This is a genomic window from Streptomyces sp. CBMA29, from assembly GCF_014596445.1.
GTDB lineage: Bacteria > Actinomycetota > Actinomycetes > Streptomycetales > Streptomycetaceae > Actinacidiphila.
In genome coordinates, this window is record NZ_MECL01000216.1 from 1 (window position 1) to 17,652 (window position 17,652).

The following is a 17,652-nucleotide window of genomic DNA, read 5'->3' on the forward strand; positions in this document are numbered from 1 at the left end:
CCGCGTCGGCCGTCGGCGCCGAGGCCGTGGAGTCCGCCGTCGCGGTCTCCCAGCCCGGCACGGACGAGGGGGCCGCGCCCCGCACCCCGCGCCGCCGTCGCCGTACGCGTGGCGCCGCTCCCGAGGCGGTCGCCGTGGAGACGGTGACGGCTGTCGAGCCGGTCGCCGCCGCTCCGGTCGCCGAGGAAGCGCCCAAGACGCCGCGCCGCCGTACGCGTAAGACGGTCGCGGAGGCGCCCGCCGCGGTGACCCCGGTGGTCGAGGAGGAGGCGCCCAAGGCAGCCCGCCGACCGGCCCGCCGCTCGATCCTCAACGGCGAACCCGAGGAAACCGCGACCCCCGTCAGCCCTGTCACCCCGGTCGCGGACGAGGCCCCCAAGACGCCGCGCCGCCGCACCCGCAAGGCGGTCGCAGAGGCGCCCGCCGCGGTGACCCCGGTGGTCGAGGAGGAGGCGCCCAAGGCAGCCCGCCGACCGGCCCGCCGCTCGATCCTCAACGGCGAACCCGAGGAGACCGCGACCCCGGTCACCCCGGTCACCCCGGTCACCGAGGAAGCGCCGAAGACACCGCGCCGCCGCACCCGCAAGGCCGCGACGGCCGTCACCGCCGAGGTGCCCGCGCCCGCGGTCGCGCCGGAGGCGGAGAGCACCGCGGACGCGCCGAAGCCGGTACGCAAGCGGGCGCCCCGCAAGACCGCCGCCGCTGCCCTGGCGGTCGAGGTCGCCGAGGTACCGGCTCCCGCCACCGCGGGGGACGAGGCGCCGAAGACCCCGCGCCGCCGCACCCGCAAGGCGGTCGCCGCGACGGCCACGGACGAGGGCTGACCTCGGCCGTCTCCGCCGCCGCACCCGTACGGACGCACGCCCCCGGCCCCTGGGCCGGGGGCGTGCGCGTGCCGGGGACACCGGGATCGGGCGGAGGCAACCTGTCGGACATATGCACCGCGTAACCTCGGTTCATGAGCCGACCCACTGCCCTGGATCTGCCGGAGAACGTGTCCGCCCATCGGCTGGAGACGGCCCGCGGATCCTTCGCCGTACTCGACGCCTCCCCCGCCCCCGACGCCCCGCCGCGCGGCACCGCGCTGCTCGTGCCCGGCTTCACCGGCAGCAAGGAGGACTTCCTCCCGCTGCTCACCCCGCTGTCGGCGGCCGGTTTCCGGGTGGTGGCGGTGGACGGCCGCGGCCAGTACGAGTCGGGCGGCCCGCGCGAGGAGAGCGCCTACGCGCAGGGCGAGTTGGCGGCGGACGTGGTCGCGCAGACGGCGGCGCTCGCGGCGGCCGACGGGGGCGGCCCCGTGCATCTGCTGGGCCACTCGCTGGGCGGTCTCGTCGTACGGGCGGCGGTGATCGGCCAAGGTCCCGGCGCGTGGGCGTCGTTGACGCTGATGAGCACGGGACCGGGTGCGATCTCCGAGGAACAACAGACCCGCACCCAGTTGTTGATCGATGTGCTGCCGGTGATGGATCTGGAGGCCGTCTGGCAGGCGATGCGGTCGATGGACGCGGAGAACGGCGAGCAGCCGGACACCCCGCCCGCCGTCGAGGCGTTTCTGCACCGCCGCTGGGTGACGACGCTGCCAGAGCAACTCGCTGTCACCGCACGGCAGTTGATGGACGAGCCGGACCGGGTGGACGAGCTGGCCGCGGCCGGGCCGCTGCCGAAACTGGTGATCTCGGGCGAGGTCGACCATGTGTGGCCGCTGTCGTGGATGGACGCGATGGCGACTCGGCTGGGCGCCGGGCGCGCGGTGATCAAGGGCGCGGAGCACTCGCCGAACACCGAGCGTCCCGCCGAGACGGCGGCGGCGCTGATCGCCTTCTGGACCGGCGGCACGGGCGACGACAGCACAAGCCTTACCGGTGAGTAATTAGATCGAGAAAGAGTTTCTTTAGTCTAGGGAATGTTTTCGAGGGGGTGTTGGTTGACCACACATGTAACGAGCGACGAAGGGAGAAGCCCCATGCGCTTCGAGATCATGCGGCTCGACGACCGAAACGGCAACGCCGTGGACAGCACCGTCGTGGACGCCTCCGCCGTCAACAAGATCGTGCAGCAGGCCGCTGCCATGGGCCAGCGCATCTACATCCGCCCCGCGGACTGACGACACCACAGGGCCTGGCCCACCGCATCGGCGCCCCGTACAGAAGACGTACGGGGCGCTTTCGCGTGTCCGGGGGCCCGGCGGGGGCCCGCGGGGGCTCCGGGGGCCCGCGGGAGGGCTCAGCCCTCGCCGTGGATGAAGCCGAAGATGCCGTTGGCGACCTGCTGGACGGCGATGGCCGACAGGAGCATGCCCGACAGCCGGGTCACCAGCACCACACCGCCCTCCTTGATCAGCCGGATGATCGCCAGCGAGTACCGCATCGTCAGCCACAGCACGGCGTGCATCGCGATGATCGCCACCCACACCGACATCTGCTGACCGAACCCGTCCGCGTGCTGCACCGCCAGGATCACGGTCACGATCGCGCCGGGCCCCGCCAGCAGCGGCATCCCCAGCGGCACCAGCGCGACGTTCACGTCCTTCGTCTGCGTCGGCTCGTCCGCCTTCCCGGTCAGCAGATCCAGCGCGATCAGCAGGAGCAGCAGCCCGCCCGCCACTCGCAGCGCGGGCACCGACACATGCAGGTAGTCGAGGATCTGCTGACCGCAGATCCCGAACACCGTGATCACCCCGAGCGCCACCAGCGCCGCCTGCCACGCCATCCGGCGCTGCACCTTCGTGGCGCGCCCCGAGGTCAGCGCGAGAAAAATGGGCGTGATACCGGGCGGATCCATGATCACGAAGAGCGTGACGAATACCGACCCGAAGAGGGTGACGTCGAACATGGGGCGACTTTCTGGTGAGGGGAGGCGAGTCGGGCTGCGCCCGGCAGACGGCGTGGGGGTGGGACGGGCCCACCGGGCCGCGGACTCCGACGGCGGGAACCCCCACGGGGAGGCCGTCAGCCGACATCACATCCGCGCGGGTGGCTTGGGGCGGGAGAACGCACCGCGCCGCGGGCGCGGGAAGAGGCCCGGGGGGCTCCCCGGAGCGAGGAGCGGGGCCGCGGAGCGGCGCTAGACGGCGCTGATGGGCACCGCGCCGGTCGCCCGCCGGGCGATCTCGCGGTAGACCTCGGGGTCGGTGACGCAGTCGCCGAGACGGCAGGTCTTGCGACTGCCGTGATAGTCGCTCGACCCGGTGGCCAGCAGCCCCGTCTCGGCCGCGAAGGCCCGCAGCCGGGCCCTGGTCGGGGCGTCGTGGTCCACGTGGTCGACCTCGATACCGTCGAGCCCGGCCGCCGCCAGTTCCGCTGTCACCGACTCCGGTACGGTCTCGCCGCGCTTGTGCGCGCCGGGGTGCGCGAAGACGGTGACCCCGCCCGCGCCCTTCACCAGCCGTACCGCGTCGAAGGGGTTCAGCTCGTGTTTGGGTACGTAGGCCCGCCCGGCGTTCGTCAGCCAGTCGTCCGTGAAGGCGTCGGAGACGGTGGGGACCACGCCGAGCTCCACCATCGCGGTCGCGATGTGGGGCCGCCCGACGGAGCCGTCCCCCGCGATGGCGGCCACCCGCTCCCAGGTCACGGGCACGCCCAGCTCCTGGAGCTTTGCCACCATGGCCCGCGCCCTCGGCACCCGGTCGTCCCGTACCAGCTCCCGCTCCCGGTACAGCTCCGGCTCCTGCGGGTCGAACAGGTACGCCAGCATGTGCATGCTGATGCCGTCGATCCGACAGGACAGCTCCGCGCCGGTGACCAGCGTCAACGGCACCGTCAGCTCGCGCAGCGCCGCCGTCGCCTCCGCGTATCCGCCCACCGTGTCGTGATCCGTCAGCGCCACGACGTCCAGACCGGCCCCCGCCGCGTTCCGCACCAGCTCGGCGGGCGCGTCGGTGCCGTCACTCGCGGTGGAGTGAGCGTGCAAATCAATCCGCACCGGGGCGCTCCGCTGGGCAGTAGTGTCTTCTCGGCCAGCCGCCAGCATAACCTTCACCCTCCCACCCGCCGGTGGGGCCTTGCCGCGCAGTTCCTCCCCCAGCGGTAGCTGGGAGGTGCCCCCAGCGCCCCTCAAGGGGCACACCCTCATTCGCCAGGCGGCGAGCCGATCTTTTTAAGGGCGCGGGACCGTGCCTGATATGCGGCTGCCGCCGCGTGGGCGCGGCCCTCACGGGGCACACCACCTTTCGTCCGGACGGCGAGCCGATCTTTTTAGGGGCGCGGAGAACTGCGCGGCCAGCCAGCGCGCTCCCGCACGTCACCACCGGCCCCAAAGGGGCAATTCGGATGTATCCCGACCACCCGCTGGTGGGGGCGGGCCGCGCAGTTCCCCGCGCCCCTAGGGTGTGCCGACTTGCGCGAGGTGCGGGGAGGCGTCAGCCGAGGAGGCGGGGGGAGAGGGCGCCGCAGGGGAGCATGTCGACCTCGGCTCCGGCGTCGCGGAGGTCGGTGAGGACGAGCTCGTCGTACATGAGGAGCCCGGTCTGCTCGGGCCAGACGATGGCCCAGAGCCAGAGCCCGCGGGCCTCGCCGGCGAAGACGACGCGGTCGTCGGGCGCGCCGTTGACGTGCCAGAGAGGAGTCGGCCGCCCGGCGGCGAGCACCTTGGCGTGCGGGGGCTTGTCGACGCACATGCCGGGCCCGGGATCGGGCCCGGGAATGCCGGCGTGGCGGGCGCCGAGCCCGACGCCCAGTTCCTCGGCGATGAGCATGAGTTCACCGGGTCCGCCGAGCGGGCCGGGCCCTGAGCAGGCCACGGCGGTGGCCCGGCCGCCGCTGCGGTCGTCGCCCGCGGCCGCGACGCCGGAGAAGAGCCAGCCGACCGGCAGGGGCCACGGCATCCAGACGGGCACCTGGGCACGGTGCACGACGACGCCGAGCGCCTCGACGCTCGGGGGCACGACAGGTTGCAGCGGATACACGGTCCCGTGCTCGTCGCACTGCCAGGAGTCGGCGAAGAGGCCGGGCGCTCGCACCCTGCCACCGCACTTCGGGCAACTGGGTTCGCCCCTCATAACGACCAACGGTCCTCCGGGTGCGTGCCGCCGTCAAGGACGATCACCCAGGTGGTTCAGCGACAACACGCGCGTGGCGGAACGCGATCCCGACCGGCGCCATCGGCCGGACCAGCGGCCCGGATCAGTCGAGGGCCACGGCCCCGCGCAGCGGATCGCGGAGGTCCGTGCCGTGCGAGAGCCAGCGTTCCTGGAGGGCGGCGGCGCCTTGCACCCGCTTCCAGGCGGCCTCGGTGTGGGTCATGGGCAGCAGCGGCAGGAAGCGGACGGGGTCGAGGGCGTCGAGGGTCAGGTCCTCGACCAGGCCGCCGCCCTCGGCGACGAGCACGGCGGAGAAGGGCGCGCCCGGCCAGAGCGGCTCGCCGACGTCCAGCGAGTTGCCGGGGCCGACGACGACCCCTTCGACCTGCGGAGAGGCGCCGAGTACGGCGAGCGGCCGCAGCACCTTGTCGGTTTCGGCCACACCGGCGCGTACCGACAGCAGCAGTTCGGCGCGGGGGCCGCGTACGGGATCGGCGACGGTGGCGAGAGGCTCGTTCATGGGCCGCGCCGACATCCCGAGGGTGGCGTATCGCAGCAGGTCACCGTCGCGGTAGCGGAGCACTTCGATGCGGTCGACGCCGAGGAAGGTCACGGCGGCGCGCGCGTCCGGCGCGCCGAAGGCGGAGCGCAGCCGCGCCTCGACCAGCGTCAGGAGATCACCCATACGGCGAGCATAGATCGCGTATGGAACCGGCCAAGCGCGGTCGAGCGGGCACGCGGACGCGCTAAGGTGGGGCGTTCATATACGACATCCCCCAGCGGGGCATGGCCGGAGGAGGTGGGGACTGCAGTGGATCCGAGTCGACCGTGCAGTACCGGCAGCTCTTCCGAACGCCGTCCCGTGATGTGAGTCTGCGCGCTACCTACCCGGCCCTTGTGCCGTGAAACGCGTGACCTCACGATCCTCACGATCTGCCCGCGGAGCGAATCCGCGTCGGAAGAGCGCCCTGAACTGCCTGGTGATCAGCCAGTACTGATCCCGTCCTGATCAGCATTCAGTGCGGCGTGATGCCGTCGGCCAGTCCGTGAAGGAGCTTGCCATGTCGATGATCCGTGATCTGCGCGCTGTCGTACGCCCCGCGCTGCGCAAGAGCACCGCGTCCTACGACTACGGGCCGACTCACGACGTCTCGGCCGCCGGAAGCGCGGTGGTGGACTGCGCGGTCTACCGCGACGGCGTGCGGTGCGGCGACACCGCCGGTCTCAGCGAGGCGCTGGCGAGCGTGCGGGCCGGGCGCAGCGGCGAGCAGTGCGACGGGCGGGACGGCTTCGTGTGGATCGGTCTGCACGAGCCGACCGAGCAGGAGTTCGCCGGTATCGCCCAGGAGTTCGGCCTGCACCCGCTGGCGGTCGAGGACGCGGTCCACGCCCATCAGCGGCCGAAGCTGGAGCGGTACGACGACTCGCTGTTCACGGTCTTCAAGACGATCCGCTACGTCGAGCACGCCGAGCTGACCGCCACCAGCGAGGTGGTGGAGAGCGGCGAGGTGATGGTCTTCACCGGCCGGTATTTCGTGATCACCGTGCGGCACGGCAGCCACGGTTCGCTGCGCTCGCTGCGGCACCGCCTCGAAGACGACCCCGAGCTGCTGGCCAAGGGCCCGTCGGCCGTCCTGCACGCCATCGCCGACCAGGTCGTGGACGACTATCTGGCCGTCACCGAGGCCGTGCAGGACGACATCGACGAGGTCGAGATCGACGTCTTCTCGGCCGAGAACGGCAAGCCGTCGCGCGGCGGCGACGCGGGCCGGATCTACCAGCTCAAGCGCGAGGTGCTGGAGTTCAAGCGCGCGGTGGCGCCGCTGCTGCGGCCGATGCAGGTGCTCGGCGAGCGGCCGATGCGACTGATCGACCCGGAGATCCAGAAGTACTTCCGCGACGTCGCCGACCACGTGGCCCGCGTCCACGAGCAGGTCATGGGCTTCGACGACCTGCTGAACTCGATCCTCCAGGCCAACCTCGCGCAGGCCACCGTCGTGCAGAACGAGGACATGCGCAAGATCACCGCGTGGGCGGCGATCCTGGCCGTCCCGACGATGATCACCGGCGTGTACGGGATGAACTTCGACGTCATGCCCGAGCTGCGCTGGAAGTTCGGCTATCCGACCGTGCTGATCGGCATCGTGGCGATCTGTTACGTGATCCACCGCGGCTTCCGGCGCAACGGCTGGCTCTGACGCGGATACGCGGGGCCGCGGGCACGCGGGTCCGCGCGGCGCTCAGGCGGTCTTCCGGCGGTCGGCGAGGATCACCAGGGCCAGGCCCACGAGGATCACGCAGAGCGCCGGGTAGGCGGACCAGGCCGGGATCTGGCCCAGCCACAGCGCGGCGATCAGCGCCGCGCCCGGCGTCTCCAGCAGGATCGCGGTGGAGGTGGTGGACGGGCCGAGGCCGCGTACCACCCGGTTGAGCAGCGAGTGCCCGAGCAGTTGCGCGACGACGGTGAGGGCGGCGATCTTCAGCCACGTACGGCCGTCGTAGCCGCCGAGCGCGGAGCCGGAGACCAGGCAGGTGACCAGCAGGACCGCGGCGGTGGTGGCGTAGCAGACGTAGGTGTACGCGGTCGTGCTCGCGGTTCTGCGCACCTCGGAGCCGAGCAGGACGTATCCGGCGGCGGCGATGCCCCCGCCGAGGGCCAGGGCGTCGCCCGCGAGGGCCCGGGTGTCGGTGGACAGGTCGATGCCGGTGAGGATGACGACGCCCACCACGGCGAGCGCGGTGCCCACCCACACCAGCCGGGGCGGCCGGTGGCCGCGTATCCGCAGGATGATCGTGGTCCAGATCGGCGTGGTGGTGCACAGCGCGGTCGAGGTGGCCACCGACGTCATCGACAGGCTCGGCAGCCACAGCCCGAAGTGCAGCGCGAGCACCACACCGGCCAGCACCGAGAGCGTCAGCGCCCTGCGGCCCATCCGCCGCAGTTCGGCGCGGCCCCGCCACAGCGCGAACGGGCTGAGGACGCCGACCGCCATCGCGTTCCGCCAGAAGGCGATGGCGAGCGCGGGCGCGGCTGTCGAGGCGATCAGCGGGGCAGACATCGAGACGCTGGCGATGGCCACGGTGAGCAGCGTGAAGTCCAGCGTCCGCGCGGCGGCGGGCTCGGCGCCCGGCCCTCCCGCGGCGGCGGGCCCCGTACCGGTGTCCGGCAGCGGAAGCGCGGCGGCGGCGGGCTCGGCGGTCACGGGACTCCTCAGGGGGGACGCGGTGCGGGGGCGGTGACGGGGACGGTGGCGGCCGCGGGTCGGACATCGGAGCGTCGGACACGGGAGCGGATACGGCGCCGCGCCCGTCGGCAGCCACCAGCGTAAGGCCCATGGCGGGTCCACGTACCTGTCGGTCCGTACCGTGGTACCGGCCGGGGTCCGCTGCCTGTGACCAGCGCCTAAAGTGGCGGCATGACGACCGCTGTGAGCGCAGAGCAGACCGCCCTCGTCGAGGAGGCCACCAAGAAGTCGGGCCTGGTGTGGGTGGACGGCCAGGCGCTGTGGCACGCGTGGGTGGACGGCGCGATGTGCGTGGTCGGCGGCGGGCCCGTCGAGCAGCCGCTGCCGCCGGGGCTCGCCGACGGCGGGCGCGCCACGGTCGTCGTCCGTAGCAAGGACAAGGGCGGGCGGCTGGTGGCCTGGACGGCCCTGGCCGCCCTGCTGCCGCCGGACGGAGAGGCGTGGGCGGCGGCCGTCGCGGAGCTGAAGGGCAAGCGGCTCAACTCCGTCGACGCCGAGACGGTCACCGAGCGCTGGGCCCGCGACTGCCGGGTCTTCCGGCTGGCGCCCGAGGGCGCTCCCGTCGAGCACCCAGGCGCGATGCCGGACGTCTCCGGCGCGGCGGTCCCGGCCGCGACCCCGGCCACGACCCGGCATCCGGTCCCGGCCGGCCTGCCGAAGCTGCTGGCCCGCCGCCGCAAGGCGTAGGGCCTGTCCGGCGGATCATGGGCGGTCCTGGCGGCGCCTGGCACGCACTCCCCCCGACTCCGTCCGGAGGTGCCCCCACCGCCATTGCCGAGCGCACGCACCGGACACCGCCAGCCCCGGGCACCTCCCGGACGGAGTCTGGGGGAGGGACCTCGCGGACACGCCCCAGCGCGCCGGGCCCGGCTACTTCGTCGTCACCGATTTGCCGTAGTCGACCACCGAGGACTTGTTCGGCGCCGCGAGCGTGAATTCCTCGCCCCAGTCGGAGAGGGTCAGCGTCCCCGCGTTGCCCGCGCGCTGGTAGCGCAGCGGGTAGGGCGTGCCCTTGAGGGAGACGTCGAGCGAGCCGCCCTTGGCGCCGTTGAGGGCGACGGTCTTGGTGTCGCCCACCTTGCGGTGGTCGCCGAGCTTGAGGTCGCCGTCGAGCACGAAGAGGTCGGCGAGCAGCACCTTCTTGTCGGTGAATCCGCTGAACTGCTTGTACGCGGGGTCGGCGGTGGGCACCTTGACGTATTTGTCGTCGAGCTTCTGGGCGGCGGCCTTGCCGTTCGTGTCGGCGCCGGCGTCGCCGTAGAAGTCGGCGCCCGCCTTGAGGTAGAGGTCGGCGCCGACCCGCAGGAGCTGGAAGGTCGTGCCCTTGGTGGTGACCTCGCCGACGCCGCCGTTGTCCCGCAGCCGCATGTCGAGGCGGAAGCTCTGCCCCTTGCTGATCACCGTGCCCGCCAGGCGTACGGTCGGCGCGGTCTCGGCGGCGGTCTTCGCCTTCTGCTCGACGGTCGCGGGCGGCAGTTTGGCGACGCCGTTGGTGCCCGCGTCGGGGTCGCCGCCGAAGCCGAGGCATCCGGTGAGCACGGTCGCCGCGCACAGTGTTCCGAGAGCGGCGGCTGCGGTCCGGCGGCCGGGATACACGTGTTCTCGTCCTCCTGCGGAGACGGCGGGGGGCACCCCGGACGAGTCCGGGGAGGCGTCCAGAAGCTACCGCACGGTACCCCGGCGGGCACCCCATGGGGCGGGCAAGATCCGCTGGGAGTAGCCTGGCGACGGATGACGAGTGGACCGGAGCAGCCCTCCGTGGACCGGTAGGAGGCCCCCCGATGGCCGCAGGCAGCCCGCGGGTCTTCGTCTCCCATCTTTCGGGCGTCGCGGTCTTCGACCCGAACGGCGACCAGGTGGGCCGGGTCCGTGACGTCGTGGTGATGCTGCGGGTCGGCGGACGGCCGCCGCGAGTGCTCGGCCTGGTGGTCGAGGTGGTGAGCCGCCGCCGGATCTTCCTGCCCATGACGCGGGTCACCGGGGTCGAGTCCGGCCAGGTGATCACCACCGGGGTCCTGAACATGCGCCGCTTCGAGCAGCGGCCGACCGAGACGCTGGTGCTGGGCGAGCTGCTGGACCGCCGGGTGCGGCTGGTCTCCGAAGAACCGGGACAGGACGCGGGACAGGGCTCGGGCCAGGACGCCGGCCAGGGCTCGGGGCAGGACGCAGCTCAGGAGGCGGGGCAGGGCGCGGGAGGGGACAGCGGGCAGGGCGCGGCGGACGGGAGCGCGGGCGAGTCCGGCGCGGAGGTCACCGTCCTCGACGTCTCCATGACCCAGCTCCCGGCCCGCCGCGACTGGGAGATCGACAAGGTCTTCGTCCGCCGCGGCAGGCCCAAAGGGGCGCGCGCGGCGCTTCCTTGGAAGGGGGGCGGCGGGCGGCGGGCGGGCGCCACCCTCACCGTCGACTGGTCGGCGGTGACCGGCTTCCGGCTGGCCGAGGACGGCCAGGGCGCCGAGAATCTGGTGGCCACCTTCGAACAGCTCCGCCCGGCCGACCTGGCGAACGTCCTGCACCACCTGTCGCCCAAGCGGCGCGGCGAGGTGGCCGCGGCGCTCGACGACGACCGGCTGGCGGACGTCCTGGAGGAGCTGCCGGACGACGACCAGGTGGAGATCCTCAGCAAGCTCAAGGAGGAGCGCGCGGCGGACGTCCTGGAGGCGATGGACCCGGACGACGCGGCCGACCTGCTGGCCGAGCTGCCCGCGGAGGAGCAGGAACGGCTCCTCACGCTGATGCAGCCGCAGGACGCGGCGGGCGTACGGCGGCTGCTGTCGTACGAGGAGCGGACCGCGGGCGGGCTGATGACCACCGAGCCGATCGTGCTGCGCCCGGACGCCACGGTCGCCGACGCGCTCGCCCGGATCCGCAACCCCGACCTGTCCCCCGCCCTGGCCGCGCAGGTCTACGTGTGCCGGCCGCCGGACGAGACGCCGACCGGCAAGTACCTGGGCCTGGTGCACTTCCAGCGGCTGCTGCGCGACCCGCCGTTCACGCTGCTCGCCTCGATCGTGGACACCGACCTCCAGCCGCTGACGCCCGACACCCCGCTGCCCGCGGTGACCAGCTATCTGGCCACGTACAACATGATCTCGGCGCCAGTGGTGAACGCGACCGGGGGGCTGCTGGGCGCGGTCACGGTGGACGACGTGCTGGACCACCTGCTGCCCGAGGACTGGCGCGAGACGGATCTGCACGGCGCGGTCGGGCCGCACGGGCACCACATGACGGACGACGGCACGGACGACGGCACGGACGACGCGGCGGACGACGACGCGCGGGGCGGCATGACGGGGGTGGGCGACGATGGCGGCCGATGACCGTGACCGGGAGCGCTTCCGGCACCCGCCCGGCGCGACCGCCACCTCGCGCCCCCGCGTGCGGCTCGACCAGCCGCGCACGCCGCGCCGCAGCCTGCTGCCGACGTACGACCCGGAGGCGTTCGGCAAGCTCTCCGAGCGCGTCGCCCGCTTCCTGGGCACCGGACGGTTCATCGTCTGGATGACGGTCCTCATCATCTTGTGGGTGCTGTGGAACATCTTCGCGCCGCCGTCGATCCGCTTCGACAACTACCCGTTCATCTTCCTGACCCTGATGCTGTCCCTCCAGGCGTCGTACGCGGCCCCGCTGATCCTGCTCGCGCAGAACCGGCAGGACGACCGGGACCGGGTCAACCTCGAACAGGACCGCAAGCAGGGCGAGCGCAGCATCGCCGACACCGAGTACCTGACCCGCGAGGTCGCGGCGCTGCGGATGAACCTCGGCGAGGTCGCCACCCGCGACTGGATCCGCTCCGAACTCCAGGACCTGCTCAAGGAGATCGAGGACCGGCAGGCGGCGGGCGGCCACGGCACGGGCCCCGGCGGCAGGCCAAGCGGCGGCAGGGCCCACACCAGGCGCGGCCCCGAGGCCAGGCTCGGCACGGACGGCACGCGCGGAGCCGGGACCGGCCCCGGCCCCGACTCCGACTCCGGCTCCAGCTCCGGCTCCGGCTCCGGCTCCGGCTCCGGCTCCGAGGGCAGTGACGAAGGCGACGGCCGGGGGCGCTGAACGGCGCTCGGCCACCGCCGTACCATCGACGTATGGCTACCGACACCGCAGTCTCCACGCCGACCGAAGACGCCGTGCGCGCCGCGCTCGCGACGGTGAACGACCCGGAGATCCACAAACCGATCACCGACCTCGGCATGGTCAAGTCCGTGGACATCGGCGCCGACGGCTCGGTCGCCGTCACCGTCTATCTCACGGTGTCCGGCTGCCCGATGCGCGACACGATCACCAACGCCGTCACGGCGGCGGTCGAGGGCGTCGCCGGGGTCACCTCGGTCCGCGTCACGCTGGACGTGATGAGCGACGAGCAGCGCCGCGACCTGGCGTCGTCGCTGCGCGGCGGGCAGGCGGAGCGGGAGATCCCGTTCGCCCAGCCGGGCTCGCTGACCAGGGTCTACGCGGTCGCGTCCGGCAAGGGCGGGGTCGGCAAGTCCTCGGTGACGGTCAACCTGGCGGCGGCGATGGCGGCCGACGGGCTGAAGGTCGGCGTCGTGGACGCGGACATCTACGGGCACAGCGTGCCGCGCATGCTCGGCGTCGACGGCCGCCCCACCCAGGTCGAGAACATGATCATGCCGCCGTCCGCGCACGGCGTGAAGGTCATCTCGATCGGCATGTTCACCCCCGGCAACGAGCCGGTGGTCTGGCGCGGGCCGATGCTGCACCGCGCGCTCCAGCAGTTCCTGGCCGATGTGTACTGGGGCGACCTGGACGTGCTGCTGCTCGACCTGCCGCCCGGCACCGGTGACATCGCCATCTCGGTGGCGCAGCTCGTGCCCAACGCGGAGATCCTGGTCGTGACCACCCCGCAGCAGGCGGCGGCCGAGGTCGCCGAGCGCGCCGGGTCGATCGCCGTGCAGACCCACCAGAAGATCGTCGGCGTGGTGGAGAACATGGCGGGCATGCCGTGCCCGCACTGCGACGAGATCATCGACGTCTTCGGCGCGGGCGGCGGCGAGCGGGTCGCCGAGGGCCTGACCCGTACGACCGGCGCGACCGTGCCCGTCCTCGGGCAGATCCCGATCGACGTGCGGCTGCGCGAGGGCGGCGACGACGGGCGTCCGGTCGCCCTCAGCAACCCCGACTCCCCCGCGGGCGCGGCCCTGCGGTCCATCGCGGGCAAGCTGGGCGGCCGTCAGCGCGGCCTGGCGGGGATGTCGCTGGGGATCACGCCGCGCAACAAGTTCTGAGCGCTCGGCGGGCGGGCCTGCCGCCCGGCGCGACACGGCGGGGGCGGGCTGATCGGTGATCAGCCCGCCCCCGCCGTCCGCGTAGCGCCTCAAAGGCGCCTGAGAGTGCCCTGAGGGCGCCTCAGACCTCGTACAGGGTCACGTCCTTGACCACGGCCAGTCCGAGGCCGTACGCGCTCATGCCGCGGCCGTACGCGCCGAGGTGGACACCGCGGGCCGAGCCCGCCATGACCCAGCCGTACTCGGACTCGCGGTAGTGGAACGGCGTCGGGTCGCCGTCGACCGGAAGGGTCAGCGTCGACCAGCCGCTGCCCGCCAGGTCGTCGGCGAGATCCCACGCGGTGGCGGTCTGCTGGTCGAGCCAGTCCTCGCGCAGGGCCCGGTCCATGGTGGTGGGCCAGGTGCAGGACAGCAGGCCGGACCCGGCGATCCAGGCCGCGGAGGAGACCGAGGTCGCCTCCAGTACGCCGGTGCCGTCGGAGCTGCGCCGTCCGGGGCGGTTGGCGAGGGTGACGACCGCGGCGAACCGCAGTTCTTTGGTGTCTGCTGGAGCCGACTTCAGCGAAGGCTCGTCACCATGCCCTATTGAGCCGTGCTCGACCGTGCCGTCCCCGCTGACGCCGACCGTGCCCAGCCAGCGCCGTCCGGTGAACGCCTCGTCCAGCCCGTACCAAGGGAAGTCGGCCATCAAGTAGCCGTCGACCGTCCCACGAGCACTGCCGGTCTTCGTCTCCATGCGGTGTTACGCCTCCTCCGTGCCCATCTGGGCGACTCGCCATCTTGCCCGACCCTGGGTGGGTTCGGGAGCCGAACCGGCTCACGGTGACGGCGAACACACGGACAATAGCCACCTGGAGGGGTGAAAAGGCGTGATCTGGTTGACTCAGGTCGCGTCGGAATCGAACGGCGGAGCCTCGCCGGGCTCCAGGCCGTCCTTCTTGCGGAGCCGGTCGGGCGTGGCCGAGGAGCCGCCGCCGGAGGCCGGTCCCGGTGTGCCGGACGACGAACCGGCCGCGCCGGACGAGCCGTTGGCGGCGGAGGCGGGCTCCACCCCGTTGACCGCGTCGGTGACTTCGGCCATCTCCTTGCGGAAGTCGAAGCCGTTGCGGATGTCCTTGAGGCCCAGCTCGTCCATGTCGCTGTCGCTCATCAGATTCTTCTTGATGAACGTCTTCGGATTGAGGTCCTCGAACTCGAAGTCCTTGAACTCGGGGCCCAGCTCCCGCCGGATGTCTTCCTTGGCGCTGTCCGAGAACTCCCTGACCTTCCGGATGAAGTTCATGGTGTCCTGGATGACCTTCGGCAGCTTGTCGGGGCCGAAGACAAGGACGGCAAGGACCACGATCGCGACCAGCTCCAGCGGGCCTATGTCGAAGAACACCTTGCAGCTCCTTGGGACGTCCACAGCCGGGAAGGCAGGGTCCGGCGGACTTTACGGTACCTGTCCGCGCGGGCGGTGCGGGAGTGGCTCCGGCTAACAGTACGTCGCCCGGGGGTAAAGGGTCAGCCCCCGAGCCCGCTCCGGTGACCGGCCGGAGACCGGCCGGTGGCCGGTCAGCGCCGTATCGCGGGGACCTGGGGGCCGGGCGAGACGGGGGAAGCGGCGGGCGTCACGAGCGGCAGGGCGCCTGGCGCCATCAGCGGCCGGGTCACCGAAACGGGTGTCACCGAGGTGACCGCGCCGGGCGCGCGGAGCGTACGCCGGTCCCCCGCGTCGAGCACGCCGCGCGGGGTGACGCCGCGGGTGTCCGGCACGGAGTTGGCGCTCAGCGGGCTGACCGCGGGGCCGTCGTCGGGGCGGGCGCCGCCGTCGACCGCGGCTTCCATGGGCAGTGCGCTGCCCAGGGCGATGGCCGCCATCGAGAAGGCGCCCGCGGCGGCGAAGGCGAACCGCCTGCCGCGGGAGGCCGCGGTGCCGGAGCCGCTGTGCGCGGGGGGCTCCGGCCGCTCCCGGTCCTCGGGGCTGCCGTCGGCCGCGGCGGCGCTGGTCAGCTCATGGATGCGGAAACCGCGACCGCCGGAACCGCCGGAACCGCCGGGAATGAGGTCCCGGCCCGGGGTGAGGTACGAGAACTCCTCGCGGCGCCGTGAACCGCCGCCGCCGAACACGCCGGAGCCGAGCAGGCCGCCGTCGAAGGGGCCGCGCCGCTCCTGGTCGCGCCCGCCAGCGCCGGGCCCGTGACCCCGGTCGTCCCGGTCGCGCCGGTCAGGCGTACGGTCGCCGCCGTCGGTCCCGTCGCCGGTCGGTGGGAGGCCGGGAAGGCCCTGGAGCCGGGCCAGCAGCCCGGCGGAGAGCATCGGCTGCTCGGAGGCCGCCACGACGCTCTTGAGACGCCGCTGCTCGCTGGCAGCGGCTTTGCACTGCGGACAGGTCACCAGATGGGCGAGCACCCGGTCCCGGGTGTCGTCGCCGAGCTCGCCGTCGACGAATGCGGCGAGCCGGTCGCCAAGGTGCTGCTCGGCAGGCGCTGCACGTTGTTCGCCTGAACCGCTACTGCTCACGTTCTCCCGCCCTCCTGGCCAGGTTTCTGTGTGGCGGCAGCGAGCGCGGGAGCCGGCCGGGCGCCGGGCGCCCGGTGTTCCAGAGCCTTGCGCAGGTGGGAGCGGCCACGGTGGATCCTGCTCCGCACCGTACCCAGCTTCACACCCAGCGTCGCGGCGATCTCCTCGTACGACAGTCCCTCGATGTCGCAGAGCACCACGGCGGCGCGGAACTCCGGGGCGAGGGTGTCCAGCGCCTGCTGGACGTCCGCGTCGAAGTGCGTGTCGTTGAAGTGCTGCGCGGGGGACGGCTCGCGGCTGGGCAGCCGCTCGGCCGCGTCGTCCCCGAGAGCGTCGAAACGGATCCGCTGGCGGCGGCGCACCATGTCCAGGAAGAGATTGGTCGTGATGCGGTGCAGCCAGCCCTCGAACGTGCCGGGCGTGTAAGTGGACAGGGAACGGAAGACCCGCACGAAGACCTCTTGCGTGAGGTCCTCCGCATCGTGCTGGTTGCCGGTCAGGCGGTACGCCAGCCGGTACACCCGGGCACTGTGGGTACTGACGATCTCCTCCCAAGAGGGAGGCGTCCACGCCTGAGCGTCCCCGTCGGTGGCGAACGTCGCGGTCGCGGGAGTGTTTTCGCGTGAACGGTCATCAGCAGTGTTGGTCACGGATTTCGGCTGTCCGGCGGACCGGAGAATACGCCTGAGCGTCCCTCCCTTGTCACCGGCCGCAGCCGCACCTCCCCTGTCGGCTCTGGTGGTCTCCAGTAGAGCCCCTACCATATCCACCTCGCCCGTTAGCTCCGGATAAGTGCGCTGTTGCCATTGACTTCCAAAGACTTCCACCCGGCGGGGAGAGCCGGGGCCTTCTCCCGCCGGTAGCCGTCCTTACGGATAACGCACAGTCCCATCAGCGGGTTCCCGCCCCCAGCGGATACAGTCGCCGGGCGGGCTGCACCTACGACAGGGATCGACCCGGGGACAGGGAGAGGGACATTACCGGCAACCGGCAGGCGAGCTGGGCGTTCGCCGACGCGTTCGTCGCCGAGGACGACGCCCTCATACGCGCCCGCGCCCGGTCCCACGCGGCGGGACTGCGGCCCGTCTCGCCCGGCACCGGTGCGGCCCTGCGGCTGCTGGCCGCCACGGGGGACGCGAAGTCCGTCGTCGAGGTCGGTACCGGCACCGGGGTCTCCGGCATCCACCTGCTGCGCGGCATGCGCCCCGACGGCATCCTGACCACCGTCGACACCGAGCCGGACCGCCTTCAGCTCGCGCGGGAGGCGTACCGCGAGGCCGGTTTCGCCGCCAACCGCTCCCGGGTCATCCCCGGCCTGGCCCTGGACGTGCTCCCCCGGCTCACCGACGGCGGTTACGACCTCGTCTTCTGCGACGCCGACCGGCTGGAGTACCTGGACTATCTCGACGAGGCGCTGCGGCTGCTGCGGATCGGCGGCCTGGTCTGCTTCGAGGGCGCCTTCGCCCGCGGGCGCGCGCTGGACGCCGCCCACCAGGACGCCGAGTCGGTGCGGCTGCGCGAGCTGATGCGCGCGGTCCGGGACAGCCCGCGGCTGTCCCCCGTACTGCTGCCGACCGACGACGGTCTGCTGTGCGCGGTGCGCCGGAAGTGACCCGGCGGCGCGGGTGACGCCGAGGAGAGAACGACG

At 72.6% G+C, this 17,652-nt stretch carries 17 protein-coding genes and 2 pseudogenes; 9 read left to right on the forward strand and 10 right to left on the reverse strand.

The window, feature by feature from the left end; translation table 11 throughout:
• From BGM09_RS28910 to BGM09_RS28920, 3 genes and pseudogenes are all read left to right on the forward strand, one after another.
• A pseudogene (locus BGM09_RS28910) lies at nucleotides 1-824 on the forward strand (ATP-dependent helicase); the annotation flags it as partial.
• Between the two features lie 134 nt (nucleotides 825-958).
• Complete coding sequence (locus tag BGM09_RS28915; RefSeq protein ID WP_188284665.1) at nucleotides 959-1,870, forward strand: alpha/beta fold hydrolase; 912 nt, start codon at nucleotides 959-961, stop codon at nucleotides 1,868-1,870.
• A gap of 93 nt (nucleotides 1,871-1,963) precedes the next feature.
• On the forward strand, nucleotides 1,964-2,104 hold the full coding sequence (locus BGM09_RS28920) for a hypothetical protein (RefSeq protein WP_093717103.1): 141 nt from the start codon (nucleotides 1,964-1,966) through the stop codon (nucleotides 2,102-2,104).
• A 119-nt stretch (nucleotides 2,105-2,223) separates the two neighbouring features.
• Here the strand turns inward: BGM09_RS28920 and BGM09_RS28925 are convergent, their stop codons facing one another.
• From BGM09_RS28925 to BGM09_RS28940, 4 genes are all read right to left on the reverse strand, one after another.
• Nucleotides 2,224-2,832, reverse strand: coding sequence for a MarC family protein (locus BGM09_RS28925; protein ID WP_188284666.1), 609 nt, complete (start codon nucleotides 2,830-2,832; stop codon nucleotides 2,224-2,226).
• Between the two features lie 231 nt (nucleotides 2,833-3,063).
• Nucleotides 3,064-3,921: a PHP domain-containing protein gene (locus BGM09_RS28930; RefSeq protein ID WP_188284667.1), complete on the reverse strand. Its 858-nt coding sequence runs from the start codon at nucleotides 3,919-3,921 to the stop codon at nucleotides 3,064-3,066.
• 436 nt (nucleotides 3,922-4,357) lie between these two features.
• On the reverse strand, nucleotides 4,358-4,996 hold the full coding sequence (locus BGM09_RS28935; protein ID WP_188284668.1) for a DUF6758 family protein: 639 nt from the start codon (nucleotides 4,994-4,996) through the stop codon (nucleotides 4,358-4,360).
• Nucleotides 4,997-5,120: 124 nt separating this feature from the next.
• Nucleotides 5,121-5,702 (reverse strand): suppressor of fused domain protein, encoded by a 582-nt coding sequence (locus BGM09_RS28940; protein ID WP_188284669.1) that lies wholly within the window; start codon nucleotides 5,700-5,702, stop codon nucleotides 5,121-5,123.
• Between the two features lie 376 nt (nucleotides 5,703-6,078).
• On the opposite strand from BGM09_RS28940, the gene BGM09_RS28945 reads away from it, so the two are divergent.
• Entirely contained in the window at nucleotides 6,079-7,215 is a 1,137-nt protein-coding gene (locus BGM09_RS28945) for a magnesium and cobalt transport protein CorA (protein WP_188284670.1), read from the forward strand.
• Nucleotides 7,216-7,257: 42 nt separating this feature from the next.
• On the opposite strand, the gene BGM09_RS28950 is transcribed toward BGM09_RS28945, so the two are convergent.
• Nucleotides 7,258-8,220: a DMT family transporter gene (locus BGM09_RS28950; protein ID WP_411158378.1), complete on the reverse strand. Its 963-nt coding sequence runs from the start codon at nucleotides 8,218-8,220 to the stop codon at nucleotides 7,258-7,260.
• 213 nt (nucleotides 8,221-8,433) lie between these two features.
• Between BGM09_RS28950 and BGM09_RS28955 the strand changes: the two genes are divergently transcribed.
• Nucleotides 8,434-8,949, forward strand: a complete 516-nt coding sequence (locus BGM09_RS28955; RefSeq protein WP_188284671.1) for a hypothetical protein — start codon at nucleotides 8,434-8,436, stop codon at nucleotides 8,947-8,949.
• A 183-nt stretch (nucleotides 8,950-9,132) separates the two neighbouring features.
• Here BGM09_RS28955 and BGM09_RS28960 read toward each other — a convergent pair whose 3' ends face one another.
• Nucleotides 9,133-9,801 (reverse strand): hypothetical protein, encoded by a 669-nt coding sequence (locus tag BGM09_RS28960; protein WP_317452937.1) that lies wholly within the window; start codon nucleotides 9,799-9,801, stop codon nucleotides 9,133-9,135.
• Nucleotides 9,802-10,043: 242 nt separating this feature from the next.
• Here BGM09_RS28960 and BGM09_RS28965 point away from each other — a divergent pair, with 242 nt between their 5' ends.
• From BGM09_RS28965 to BGM09_RS28975, 3 genes and pseudogenes are all read left to right on the forward strand, one after another.
• Nucleotides 10,044-11,582, forward strand: a complete 1,539-nt coding sequence (locus BGM09_RS28965) for a magnesium transporter MgtE N-terminal domain-containing protein (RefSeq protein ID WP_188284673.1) — start codon at nucleotides 10,044-10,046, stop codon at nucleotides 11,580-11,582.
• A pseudogene (locus BGM09_RS28970) lies at nucleotides 11,569-12,141 on the forward strand (DUF1003 domain-containing protein); the annotation flags it as partial. The gene BGM09_RS28965 and the pseudogene BGM09_RS28970, both read left to right, overlap by 14 nt.
• Before the next feature lie 203 nt (nucleotides 12,142-12,344).
• A complete protein-coding gene (locus BGM09_RS28975; protein WP_188284674.1) occupies nucleotides 12,345-13,502 on the forward strand; it encodes an Mrp/NBP35 family ATP-binding protein in 1,158 nt (385 codons plus the stop codon).
• A 121-nt stretch (nucleotides 13,503-13,623) separates the two neighbouring features.
• Here BGM09_RS28975 and BGM09_RS28980 read toward each other — a convergent pair whose 3' ends face one another.
• The 4 genes from BGM09_RS28980 to sigE form a co-directional block, all read right to left on the reverse strand.
• Nucleotides 13,624-14,238, reverse strand: a complete 615-nt coding sequence (locus BGM09_RS28980) for a hypothetical protein (protein ID WP_188284675.1) — start codon at nucleotides 14,236-14,238, stop codon at nucleotides 13,624-13,626.
• 147 nt (nucleotides 14,239-14,385) lie between these two features.
• The gene (locus tag BGM09_RS28985; protein WP_188284676.1) at nucleotides 14,386-14,883 is read right to left on the reverse strand and encodes a sec-independent translocase; all 498 of its coding nucleotides are present in this window, start codon (nucleotides 14,881-14,883) and stop codon (nucleotides 14,386-14,388) included.
• A 173-nt stretch (nucleotides 14,884-15,056) separates the two neighbouring features.
• Nucleotides 15,057-16,004, reverse strand: a complete 948-nt coding sequence (locus BGM09_RS28990; protein ID WP_188284677.1) for a zf-HC2 domain-containing protein — start codon at nucleotides 16,002-16,004, stop codon at nucleotides 15,057-15,059.
• The gene (sigE, locus tag BGM09_RS28995; RefSeq protein WP_188284678.1) at nucleotides 16,001-16,768 is read right to left on the reverse strand and encodes an RNA polymerase sigma factor SigE; all 768 of its coding nucleotides are present in this window, start codon (nucleotides 16,766-16,768) and stop codon (nucleotides 16,001-16,003) included. Before sigE ends, BGM09_RS28990 begins: the two co-directional genes overlap by 4 nt.
• 212 nt (nucleotides 16,769-16,980) lie before the next feature.
• Here sigE and BGM09_RS29000 point away from each other — a divergent pair, with 212 nt between their 5' ends.
• Nucleotides 16,981-17,616, forward strand: a complete 636-nt coding sequence (locus tag BGM09_RS29000; protein ID WP_188284696.1) for an O-methyltransferase — start codon at nucleotides 16,981-16,983, stop codon at nucleotides 17,614-17,616.
• Nucleotides 17,617-17,652: the final 36 nt, after the last annotated feature.

What these genes read in the sequence shown, in the direction of transcription:
- BGM09_RS28915 (WP_188284665.1), top strand. Translation starts at nt 959, where the DNA reads ATGAGCCGACCCACTGCCCTGGATCTGCCGGAGAACGTGTCCGCCCAT.
- BGM09_RS28920 (WP_093717103.1), top strand. Translation starts at nt 1,964, where the DNA reads ATGCGCTTCGAGATCATGCGGCTCGACGACCGAAACGGCAACGCCGTG.
- BGM09_RS28925 (WP_188284666.1), bottom strand. Translation starts at nt 2,832, where the DNA reads ATGTTCGACGTCACCCTCTTCGGGTCGGTATTCGTCACGCTCTTCGTG.
- BGM09_RS28935 (WP_188284668.1), bottom strand. Translation starts at nt 4,996, where the DNA reads ATGAGGGGCGAACCCAGTTGCCCGAAGTGCGGTGGCAGGGTGCGAGCG.
- BGM09_RS28940 (WP_188284669.1), bottom strand. Translation starts at nt 5,702, where the DNA reads ATGGGTGATCTCCTGACGCTGGTCGAGGCGCGGCTGCGCTCCGCCTTC.
- BGM09_RS28945 (WP_188284670.1), top strand. Translation starts at nt 6,079, where the DNA reads ATGTCGATGATCCGTGATCTGCGCGCTGTCGTACGCCCCGCGCTGCGC.
- BGM09_RS28955 (WP_188284671.1), top strand. Translation starts at nt 8,434, where the DNA reads ATGACGACCGCTGTGAGCGCAGAGCAGACCGCCCTCGTCGAGGAGGCC.
- BGM09_RS28965 (WP_188284673.1), top strand. Translation starts at nt 10,044, where the DNA reads ATGGCCGCAGGCAGCCCGCGGGTCTTCGTCTCCCATCTTTCGGGCGTC.
- BGM09_RS28975 (WP_188284674.1), top strand. Translation starts at nt 12,345, where the DNA reads ATGGCTACCGACACCGCAGTCTCCACGCCGACCGAAGACGCCGTGCGC.
- BGM09_RS28980 (WP_188284675.1), bottom strand. Translation starts at nt 14,238, where the DNA reads ATGGAGACGAAGACCGGCAGTGCTCGTGGGACGGTCGACGGCTACTTG.
- sigE (WP_188284678.1), bottom strand. Translation starts at nt 16,768, where the DNA reads ATGGTAGGGGCTCTACTGGAGACCACCAGAGCCGACAGGGGAGGTGCG.